Origin of the sequence: Mycobacterium sp. E796, from assembly GCF_001672815.1 — a bacterium.
Lineage (GTDB): Bacteria > Actinomycetota > Actinomycetes > Mycobacteriales > Mycobacteriaceae > Mycobacterium.
Genome location: NZ_LZKK01000372.1, coordinates 21,329 through 30,381, shown reverse-complemented (window position 1 = coordinate 30,381; position 9,053 = coordinate 21,329). Strand labels below are relative to the sequence as shown.

Annotated in this window: 8 protein-coding genes and 1 pseudogene; 4 read left to right on the top strand and 5 right to left on the bottom strand. The window is 66.9% G+C overall.

What is annotated here, in order from left to right:
* Nucleotides 1-16 precede the first annotated feature (16 nt).
* Nucleotides 17-535 (bottom strand): annotated as a pseudogene (locus tag A5706_RS30955) (LLM class flavin-dependent oxidoreductase); the annotation flags it as partial.
* Nucleotides 536-652: 117 nt separating this feature from the next.
* Here A5706_RS30955 and A5706_RS30950 point away from each other — a divergent pair.
* The 3 genes from A5706_RS30950 (at nt 653) to ctaD (ending at nt 4,762) form a co-directional block, all read left to right on the top strand.
* Nucleotides 653-1,870, top strand: a complete 1,218-nt coding sequence (locus tag A5706_RS30950) for a GNAT family N-acetyltransferase (protein WP_068140181.1) — start codon at nt 653-655, stop codon at nt 1,868-1,870.
* 2 nt (nt 1,871-1,872) lie between these two features.
* Entirely contained in the window at nt 1,873-2,835 is a 963-nt protein-coding gene (locus tag A5706_RS30945) for an FAD-binding oxidoreductase (protein ID WP_068140179.1), read from the top strand.
* 190 nt (nt 2,836-3,025) lie between these two features.
* Nucleotides 3,026-4,762, top strand: coding sequence for a cytochrome c oxidase subunit I (ctaD, locus tag A5706_RS30940; protein WP_068140176.1), 1,737 nt, complete (start codon nt 3,026-3,028; stop codon nt 4,760-4,762).
* A 27-nt stretch (nt 4,763-4,789) separates the two neighbouring features.
* Here the strand turns inward: ctaD and A5706_RS30935 are convergent, their stop codons facing one another.
* The 4 genes from A5706_RS30935 to A5706_RS30920 form a co-directional block, all read right to left on the bottom strand.
* A complete protein-coding gene (locus tag A5706_RS30935; protein ID WP_082964758.1) occupies nt 4,790-5,500 on the bottom strand; it encodes an ABC transporter permease in 711 nt (236 codons plus the stop codon).
* A 38-nt stretch (nt 5,501-5,538) separates the two neighbouring features.
* Nucleotides 5,539-6,504 (bottom strand): aliphatic sulfonate ABC transporter substrate-binding protein, encoded by a 966-nt coding sequence (locus A5706_RS30930; protein ID WP_068140173.1) that lies wholly within the window; start codon nt 6,502-6,504, stop codon nt 5,539-5,541.
* Nucleotides 6,501-7,283 (bottom strand): ABC transporter ATP-binding protein, encoded by a 783-nt coding sequence (locus tag A5706_RS30925; protein WP_197518037.1) that lies wholly within the window; start codon nt 7,281-7,283, stop codon nt 6,501-6,503. The genes A5706_RS30930 and A5706_RS30925 overlap by 4 nt, the downstream gene beginning before the upstream one ends.
* Before the next feature lie 100 nt (nt 7,284-7,383).
* On the bottom strand, nt 7,384-7,665 hold the full coding sequence (locus tag A5706_RS30920) for a hypothetical protein (RefSeq protein WP_068140168.1): 282 nt from the start codon (nt 7,663-7,665) through the stop codon (nt 7,384-7,386).
* 167 nt (nt 7,666-7,832) lie between these two features.
* On the opposite strand from A5706_RS30920, the gene A5706_RS30915 reads away from it, so the two are divergent.
* Nucleotides 7,833-9,053, top strand: coding sequence for an MFS transporter (locus A5706_RS30915; RefSeq protein WP_082964757.1), 1,221 nt, complete (start codon nt 7,833-7,835; stop codon nt 9,051-9,053).

Genomic DNA, 9,053 nt, shown 5'->3' with positions numbered 1-9,053 from the left:
AGTACTACAGAGTCGCCGACGCCAGGGTGTCGGCGCCGCCGAATCCCTTGCCGGTGAAATCTACCGACTCCTGCGTCCACACCGAGGTGACGATCTGTAGGAATTCGGCGGTGCGTGCGTAGCGCTCGTCGTGGCCGAGCCAGTCGCCGAAACGGCGTTGTTCGGCATCGTCGCCGCCGCTGACGACGTTGAGCAGCACCCGTCCACCGGAAAATCGTTGCAGCGTCGCGGTCTGCTGCGCGGCCAGGGTGGGAGGCACCAGCCCAGGGCGGAATGCGACCAAAAACTTGAGCTTCTCGGTCTCCGCCAGCAAGGCTGCCGAGGTCAGCCACGCGTCTTCGCACCAAGTCCCGGTCGGTGTCAGCACGCCCTCAAAACCCAGCCGGTCCGCGGCGCGAGCCACTTCCGCCAGATAGCCGCGGCTCGGCGGGCGATATCCGTTCGGAATGGCGCGGTTCGACGATGCGTGTGATCCGCCGACAATCGAACGGCTGTCACCGGTGGTGGGCAAGAACCAGAAGAATCGAGGAGTCATCTGCCGTCGACGCTATGTTCCTGCCGAGCGGAGGGCAAGCTGGGTTGTGGCCCCACTCAGCGGGTGCCCGAGGGAGGTGCGGGCACTGCCGCCGACGGCACGAGACATGATGGCGGCATGAGCACCGACATTCGCGTCCTCGAGGGCGAGGACGACCTCATCGCTGCGGCCAACGTGTTTCGCGCCGCCATGGTCGGGTTCCCGCCGCTGACGAACCTGGCGCCCGGCCAGATCACCGGGCTGGTGGAACCCGGCCGCACGATCGGCGCTTTCGTTTCAGGGCAACTCGTCGGCACCGCCGACGCGGTGACGAGCGGACTGACGCTTCCCGGCGGCGCGATCGTCGGCCATGCCGCCGTGACCCACATCGGGGTGCTGCCGTCGTTCACCCGAAAAGGCATCGCCACCGACCTGATAGATCATCAGCTTCGGGACATCGCCGCGCGGGGCGAAGCGGTCGCCACGCTGCGCGCCTCGGAGGCGACCATCTACGAGCGGTACGGCTACAGCGTGGCGAGTTCGTCGCAGACGGTCGAGGTTCAGACCGCGCGGGCCGCCCTGCGCCCAGGGGTGGCGGCCGGCGGTCCGGTGCGGCTGGTGGAGGTGGGCGAATCCTGGGACCTCCTGCCCCGGATCTACGCCGAGAATCGTCCGTCCCGCCCGGGAACCATCGACCGCCCGGCGGTGTGGTGGCGCAGCCTGCGGGTGCGCGCCGAATCCTCGCCGGGCGCTTCGTATGTCGCGGTGCACGGCGAACCGGGATCGGAGTCCGGATTCGCTCGCTACCGCCCCGTCGACACCGATGCCTGGTTCGTCAGCGACCAGCGGACCATCGCGGTCGAGGACTTCTTCGCGCCCACGATGCAGGCCTACGTCGGGTTGCTGCGTTTCCTGCTCGGGCTCGATCTCATCGATCGCGTGGTGTTCTGGATGCTGCCCGCCGATGCTCCGTTGCCCTGGCTGCTCGTAGATCGGCGAGCCGCGCGGGTTACCGCGGTGCACGACGAGACGTGGCTGCGTGTCGTCGACGCGCGAAAGGCGTTGGCGGCGCGCGGATATGTCGGCGAAGGGGAGGTCACCATCGCGGTCGACGACCCCCTGTTGCCGGAGAATTCGGCCAGCTTCACCGTCACCGCCGCCGGCGCGGAGCCGACGGACCGACCGGCCCAGTTGCACACCGGAGTCGAAGCGCTCGGCGCCGCGCTGCTCGGGGGCGCGACGTGGCGCGGCCTGGCCATCGCCGGGCTGGCCCGCGCCGATGACCCGCAAGCGCTCGCCATCGCCGATCGGCTGTTCGCGGTCCCCGACGCCCCGCACGCAGGGTTTTACTTCTAACGATGATCGTCATCGTCGGCGCGGGCATCTGTGGGCTGGCGGCCGCCTATGAGCTGTCCCGGCGCGGGGAACACGCGGTCGTGTTCGAATGCGGTGCACCCTTCGCTGAACAATCAGCGGGACTGGCGCGAATCTTCCGCATCGCGCATCGGCGCGCCGTGTTGTGCAGGCTCGCCATGCGGGCCCGCGACGGCTGGCGGCGCTGGGAGACCGAGTTCGGCGCCGGACGCCTGCTGGGCACGGAGGGTTTCATCGCCGCCGACGCCGGCCGGGACATTGCGGCCGCAATGGACGATGCCGGCGCCGCTTACTTTCGGCTTGACCGCTCAGAAATCACCGCGCGAATCCCATTCCTGGCCGCGCCGTGGGAATCCGCAGTGTTCGATCCGCAGGGCGGGAGCCTTCGCATCCGCCGCGCGCGCGACGCCCTCGCGCAACGCGCCGCCATCGAGCGCGGCAAGGTCGTATCGGTCGAAGACGACGGCACGACGACGTTCTCGGACGGCACGGTCGTGCACGCGGACCGCGTGCTCATCTGCGCGGGTGTCGGGACGCCGGACCTGTTCGGTCCGCTGGGCATCGAATTCGCCCCGCACACCCGCTTCACCTACGAGGGCGCCGAAGCGGCCGGCGCCGCATGCCTTTCCGCGCCCGAGGGATATGGGTTACCGCTGGGCAGCACGGGGCGCTGGGCGTTCGGGCAGGAGGTGCCCGACCCCGCGACCGTGCACGCACTGTTTCCATCGCTGTCGCCGGTGGACCGGGTGGACTGCGTCACGGTTCGCGCCCCGTGGCTGGACTCGGGTGGCGACGGCTGGACGGTGGCCCGGAGGGGTCGCGTCGTCGCGTTCGTCGGCAGCAACCTGATGAAGTTCGGGCCGCTGCTCGGCGAATTGCTGGCCCGCGCCGTGCTGAACGACGAGCCGCCGAGCGAGCTGACCCTGAGGAACGGCGGCATGTCGTAGAAGCCGTGTCCGCATTCAGTCGTCACGCCCACTTCAGGTGTGGTGAGGCTGTCCTTTCCAGCAAGCCGCCCTCGTCGCGGTCACCTCATTTTTGGGACGTTTGACCCTAGGTCCGGGCGGCCGTGGCCCGGAATACTTGGGCGGCCTGCCGATTGCTCGGCCAGTTTGCCACGTTCCTTGGAGGTAGATCGTGACCGCTGAGGCGCCGTCCGTCGCCGCACTCGAAGCTCGCCGGCCATTTCCGCCCCGGCAGGGCCTGAAGGGCACCTTGATCTACAAGCTCGTCACTACTACCGATCACAAGATGATCGGCATCATGTACTGCGTCGCCTGCTTCATCTTCTTCTTCATCGGCGGCTTGCTGGCGCTGCTGATGCGGACCGAGTTGGCCGCCCCGGGCCTGCAGTTCTTGTCGAATGAGCAGTACAACCAGTTGTTCACCATGCATGGCGGCATCATGCTGCTGTTCTACGCCACACCGATCGTGTTCGGCTTCGCCAACCTGGTGCTGCCGCTGCAGATCGGCGCCCCGGACGTGGCGTTCCCGCGGCTGAATGCCTTGTCATTCTGGCTGTTCCTGTTCGGTGGGCTCATCGTGGCGTCCGGGTTCATCACCCCGGGCGGGGCCGCGGACTTCGGCTGGACCTTCTACACCCCGCTGAGCGACGCGGTCCACTCACCTGGGGCCGGTGGCGACCTGTGGATCATGGGCATCATCGTCGCCGGGCTGGGCACCATCCTGGGCGCGGTGAACATGATCACCACCGTGGTCTGCATGCGCGCACCGGGCATGACGATGTTCCGGATGCCGATATTCACCTGGAACATCCTGGTCACCAGTGTGCTTGTGCTGATTGTCTTTCCACTGTTGACCGCCGCGCTGTTCGGTCTGGCCGCCGACCGCCACCTGGGCGCGCACGTCTACGACGCGGCCAACGGCGGCGTGGTCCTGTTTCAGCACCTGTTCTGGTTCTTCGGCCATCCCGAGGTATACGTCATCGCGCTGCCGTTCTTCGGCATCGTGTCCGAGATCATCCCGGTGTTTTCGCGCAAACCGATCTTCGGCTACACCACGCTGGTGTACGCGACGCTGGCGATCGCCGCACTCTCGGTCGCGGTATGGGCGCACCACATGTACGCCACCGGAGCCGTTCTGCTGCCGTTCTTTTCGTTCATGACGTATCTGATCGCGGTGCCCACCGGGATCAAGTTCTTCAACTGGATCGGCACGATGTGGAGAGGCCAGCTGACCTTCGAGACGCCGATGCTGTTCACGCTGGGCTTCATGGTCACCTTCCTGCTCGGCGGTCTGACCGGCGTGCTGCTAGCCAGCCCGCCGCTGGACTTCCACATCAGCGATACCTATTTTGTGGTCGCGCACTTCCACTACACGCTGTTCGGCACGATCGTGTTCGCCACTTATGCGGGCATCTACTTCTGGTTTCCGAAGATGACCGGCCGACTGCTGGACGAGCGGCTGGGCAAGCTGCACTTCTGGTTGACCCTCATCGGCTTCCACACCACGTTCCTGGTGCAGCACTGGCTGGGCGATAAGGGGATGCCACGCCGCTACGCCGACTACTTACCCACCGACGGGTTCCAAACACTGAACGTTGTTTCCACAACGGGGGCATTCATTCTCGGTATCTCGGTGCTGCCGTTCGTGTGGAACGTGTTCAAGAGCTGGCGCTACGGCGAACCGGTGCTCGTCGACGACCCGTGGGGCCACGGCAACTCGCTGGAGTGGGCAACGAGCTGCCCGCCGCCGCGGCACAACTTCACCGAGCTGCCCCGGATCCGTTCGGAGCGGCCCGCGTTCGAATTGCACTATCCGCACATGGTGGAACGGATGCGCGCCGAAGCGCACGTTGGCCGCCGGCACACCGAGGCCACGACCGCAGAACCGGAGCCGGTGCCACCGCTATAGGCACATGGCCGGGACAGTTCCGTTGGGCTAAGTGCGCCGCCTCACCATCCGGCGCTCGACCGCGCCCAGCGCGGCGTCACTGAGTTTGCCCAACGCGGCGAGCAGGACGATCGCCAGCAGCATCACATCCGTGCGTCCGGTGTTCTGGCTGTCGATAAGCAGGAAACCGAGACCCTTCGACGAGGCGATCAGCTCCGCCGCCACCAGAAACAGCCACGCATTCGCCAGGCCCAATCGCAGGCCGTTCACCAACTCCGGGGCCGCCGCCGGCAGCATCACCGTTCTCAACAACGCGGCACCGTGTCGCCCATAGGCGCGGCCCACCTCCAGGAGCTGAGGGTCGACGTGCGCAAGTGCCGACGCCGTCGTCGTGTAGACGGGGAAGAACGCGCCGATGGCGACCAGCAACACCTTCGGCGTCTCATCGATCCCAAACCACAAGAGCAGCAACGGCACCCACGCCAACGACGGCACCGTGCGAAGCGCCGCCACCGTCGGCGCCAGCAGGCTGCGCGCGGCACCCGACAGACCGATCAGGGAACCAAGCGCGAGCGCGGCCGCCGCGCCGGCCAGGTAGCCGAGCACCACCCGCAACAGGCTGGCTTGCAGGTGGGTCCACAGTTCACCGTGGCGGAGCAGCCCGCCGAGGGCGGCCCCCACATCGCCGGGCGGCGGCAACTGACTCGCGGAGAAAAGCCCCGCAGCAGTGACGAGTTGCCATGTCGCCAGCAGCAGCAGCGGAACGACGAGCCCCGCCACCGGCGCGGCGCGCAACCTCAGGATGCGTGCTGGGCGTACTGCGGGTCGATGATCGTGTTCAAGGCGCCGCGCCCGGCTTCGTCGGATTTGATGTCCGAGTCCGCCACGGCGATCGGCAAGATGTTGGTCAGGACCGCGCGCTGAGGATCGCCCGGCGCGGGTTGGATGTCCAATGCCGTTCGCTGCAACTCCTCCTGGGCCACGCTCTGTGTCACCTTCGCCTGCGAGGCCAGCAACGCCGCCAACTCGTCGGGATGCGCCTTCGCCCATTTCCGGGCCTCCTCATAGCTATTGACCACGGATTGGACGAGATCCGGATGCGCGGTGATGAAGTCCTCGCGGGCGTTCAGCACGCCGTAGGAATTGAAATCCGGGTTGCGGTACAACAACCGCGAGCCTTGCTGCTGGACGGTCTGGGCCATGAACGGGTCCAGTCCTGACCAGGCATCCACGTCGCCGCGCTCCAGGGCGGTCTTACCGTCGGCATGCTGCAGATTGATGATCTCCACGTCGGCAGGCGAAAGCCCGGCCGTCGCAAGCGATTGCAACAGGAAGAAGTACGGATCGGTCCCCTTGGTAACCGCGATCTTCTTGCCCTTCAAGTCGGCCACCGAGTTGATCGGGGAGTTCTTCGGGACAACCAGGGCCGTCCATTCCGGCTTGCTGTACACGTCGACGATCTTGATCGGTGTGCCGTTGGCCCGCGCGACCAATGCGGCCGAACCTGCGGTCGACCCGAAGTCCAGCGCTTGTGAGCGGAGCCCCTCGTTGGCCTTGTTACTGCCCGCCGAAAGAACCCAGGTGACGTTGTAACCCCGGCCCTCGAGCAGGCGCTGGTCCCGCACCACCAAACTCAGGGGGTTGTAATAGGCGTAATCCAGTCGGATGTCCTTCGAAGCCGTCGGACCCGCTTTCGAACCGCAGGCGGACACGGCGGCGGCCACCGCGAAAACCGAAATTGCCGCTAGATAACGGGCTTTCATTCTGCTTTTGCCTCCTCATCGCCGGCAGCGCCGTGCCGGCGCACGCCGAGTTCGTCCAACAACCGATCGCGCAGCCCGACAATGCGCGGGTCGCCACGATCGCGCGGTTTGGGAATGGTGATGTCGAACGTCGCGGCAATAGTTGCGACGCCCCCGGTTTCGGCGCGGTCATCGGCACGCAGGATCAGCACGCGGTCGGCCAGGATCACTGCCTCGTCGACGTCGTGTGTCACCAGGAGCGTGGTGGTGCCCGCCTCCTGCTGCACCGTGTCGAGCAGGTCCTGCATCCGCAGCCGAGTCAATGCGTCGAGCGCCGCCAACGGCTCGTCGAGGAGCAGCACGCTGGGTCGCCGGGCGAGGGCGCGGGCGAGCCCTGCGCGTTGGGCCATACCGCCGGACACCTGCCGCGGATAGTGGTTGCCGAATTCACGCAGCCCTACCACATCGAGCCAATGTTGCACCACGGCTGGCCCTTTCGACCGGGTGGTGCCGCGAGGCAGGCCGAAGGCCACATTGTCCGCCAGGTTTCGCCATGGCAACAGTCGAGGTTCCTGAAAGACCATGGCGCAGCGCGGATCGATCCCGCGAACCGGAACGCCGTCGATCTCGATCCGCCCGTCCGTCGGGCGGTCCAGGCCGGCGATGAGCCGTAACAGCGTCGACTTGCCGCTTCCGGACGATCCGAGCAACGCGACCACCTCGCCCGGCTCGATCTCGACGTCGACGTCGTCCAGCACGGCGTGCTTGCCGAACGTTCGGTTGACACCGCGCAAGGACACACGCGCCGGCGCGGGGTTGCTCGACGTCACCCGCGAATCCTAGGAATCGACGTCGGCGGTCACCAGGTTTGGATCGGTCGTGATTCGAACCCGGCTCCGGTCAGCCGTGCGGAGCCTCGGAGATCTTCGTGTCCGGCTTGCCCAACGTTTGGCAGTACGTCAACGCGGACAGCCGGGTCGCCGTGATCTCCGCGTTTGTCGGATCGGACCCGTTCTTGTCCTTGAGCATCTTGCTGACCTCATCGCTCTGCTTCTTTTCGTCCTGTCCCGTGAAGTCCTTGCATTTCGTGTCGCCGCCGGTGTTGACGATCTGGGAGGCCGAGCACGCGCCGGACAGCAGCGCGGTCAGCGCAATCGTGGCCGCTGCGGTTTGCTTGATCATTTGCCCTCCTAGGTCCGGTTTGAGCTGTCTGTTCACCAAACCGGCTGATTTGAAACCTCACTGCGGTTTGCGCCAACGCAGCTTGTGTTTGCTTGCGCCGACGCGGGAATACCCACGTAAGTCGCTACGTCTATTCGTGAGTTGCAAAGCCCGGGGAGGACAAAGCAGTGAGCCCGTCGAACGCGTCGACGTTCGCGACGGCGGACGAGCGCGACGCGGGCCTCGAGTCAGGCGCGAACCGAGCCGTGTTCGCGAGCGTGCTGGCCCTGCTGCTGTCGACGGGATGGGTCGCCAACCACTTCGTCGCGTTGATCCCGTCGATCAGCGACCGTCAGCACCTCGGCGCGGCCCGGCTCGACGCCATATTCGGGATCTACGCGCTCGGGTTGTTGCCCGGCCTGCTTTTCGGCGGGCGCGCCTCGGATGCGCTCGGGCGCCAGTCAGTGGCGTTGGCAGGCTCGACGACCGCTCTGGTGGGCACGTTGGCCATGCTGTTCTCGCAACAACGCGACGTCTTGCTGGCGGGACGGTTGGTCGTCGGGCTCGGGGTGGGTCTGCTAATGAGTTCCTGCACCGCATGGGCGTCCGATCTGAGGGGTCCTGCCGGCGCGGCCACCGCGGGCGCAGTGCTGCTCGCCGGGTTCGCCGTCGGGCCGTTCGCCGCAGGCGTGATCGCGCGGGCCGGCCAGCTGGGCATTCGGGTGTCGTTCGCTCTGGCCGCCGCCCTCGTCGTGGCGGCAATGATTTTCTCGATCCTCGCGGTGCGCAGCTCGGACCAGATCACGACGGCAGCCGCGGGCGCGTGGGAGCCCTCGACCGCGGCGCAGCGGGGAACCGCATGGGCCCTGAGCTGGGCCATGCCGCTCGCGCCGTGGGTGTTCGCCTCGGCGACTTTGGGATTCATCGCCATCCCCAGCCACGTGCACACGGGTCTCGCGGCCCCGATGGCCGCGGGAACCGCCACGCTGATAGTCAACGGCGTCAGCGGACTGATTCAAATCCTGGGCCGCGTGCTGCGCTGGGGACCACACGCCGGCACCGCCGGCGCCGTGCTGGCCGCGCTCGGCTACGCGGCTACCGCGTTGGCCCCGCCGACCATGTCAGTGGCGCTGGGCGTGCCGCTGTTCCTGATCCTGGGGTGTGCGTCGGGCCTATGCCTACGCGAGGGCTTGATCGATCTGGAAGCCGCCGCACCGCAGCGGCTGCGCGGCGCGCTGGTCGGAGTCTTCTACGTGGTGACCTACGTCGGCTTCGGCCTGCCGCTGATACTCACCACCGCCGGATCCGCGGTCTCGACGACGATCTTGGCCGTGATGTCGGTGCTGGCGTTGGCAACGGCGGTGAGTCGCGCGGTTCGGCTGCGACGGACTGCTCACCGCCAGGGTTGA